Source organism: Bulleidia sp. HCP3S3_C9 (genome assembly GCF_052064035.1).
Lineage (GTDB): Bacteria > Bacillota_I > Bacilli_A > Erysipelotrichales > Erysipelotrichaceae > Bulleidia.
On the sequence record NZ_JBQHWJ010000117.1, the window covers coordinates 1 to 1,021 of the forward strand.

Annotated in this window: 1 protein-coding gene; it reads right to left on the reverse strand. The window is 32.5% G+C overall.

Going from position 1 to position 1,021, the window contains the following annotated elements; genetic code table 11:
• Nucleotides 1-270: 270 nt before the first annotated feature.
• Nucleotides 271-807 carry a DUF402 domain-containing protein gene (locus ACTND6_RS11020; RefSeq protein ID WP_441024301.1) on the reverse strand — a complete coding sequence of 179 codons (537 nt, stop codon included), beginning with the start codon at nt 805-807 and terminating at the stop codon, nt 271-273.
• Nucleotides 808-1,021: the final 214 nt, after the last annotated feature.

Consider the following 1,021-nt stretch of genomic DNA (forward strand, 5'->3'; position numbering starts at 1 on the left):
GCATAAACTTATTGACGTTCGTTGTTTCTTGTAATGTGTCTATTTCCTGTTCAGTTTTCAAAGAACTTCCTCACTGCCCTTTCGAACAGTGCTCAATGAGTATATCATCTTCCCGCTTCCTCTGTCAACATGTTTTTTCGCTTTTTTTGTTTGAATTATGTTGACTAGTGCGTATCTCCAAATATTGGATGTGCATAGAATGTATCACTTTTTTCCATATTTGTAAAGAGTTTATTCTGTTTTTGTACAATAAAAAGGCATTTTTGCCTTTCATTCTTGTTCTTTATACATTTCTAAGTACATTCGATAGTAATGGTCGATACATTTTTGTGAAAATGGTTCTTCTTCTTTATCCATCATCTCAATCAATAAATCCATTTGCTTTTCAACGATTTTTTTGATTTTTTCTGGATATTTCATTTCTTTTGCATGCTGAGCATATTCATTTTCATCTAAAATCTGATATCCTCCATCTGGATATAGCTTTACATCCAAATCATAATCTATATTTCGGATTGCTTCTCCATCGTAAATGGATGGTGAAGCAAGATTAACGTAATAATAAATGCCCGCATGACGTATCATTGAGATAACATTAAACCATTTATCTGTGTAGAAGAAACAAACTGCAGGTTCTCTTGTCAGCCATTTTCGTCCATCGCTTTCAATTACCCATGCACGATCCGTCACGACTACAATATGTTTTTCATCTGCTTCAAGTACAAATCCTTTACACCAAGTACGATGTAAACTACCATCATGTTTATAAGATTGAATATGAACAAAACTTCCTGGTGTTGGATACATAGTTACCTTCTTTCTAACAGCCTTATTATTTTACTATTATCTTCCTATAAAACAAATAGAAGCTTATCAAAATTGAAAAGCTTCTACTCTTTTATGCTTTAAATTTAACATAATTAACCATCAGATTCACTATTGAGCAAAAATAGGAAAAGCAGCATTCAAAGCATTCGTAATCTGTCTGCGGGTCATTGGATGAGATTTAAAAATATATTTG

Coding starts and splice junctions, on each gene's coding strand:
- ACTND6_RS11020 (WP_441024301.1), bottom strand. CDS start 807: ATGTATCCAACACCAGGAAGTTTTGTTCATATTCAATCTTATAAACAT.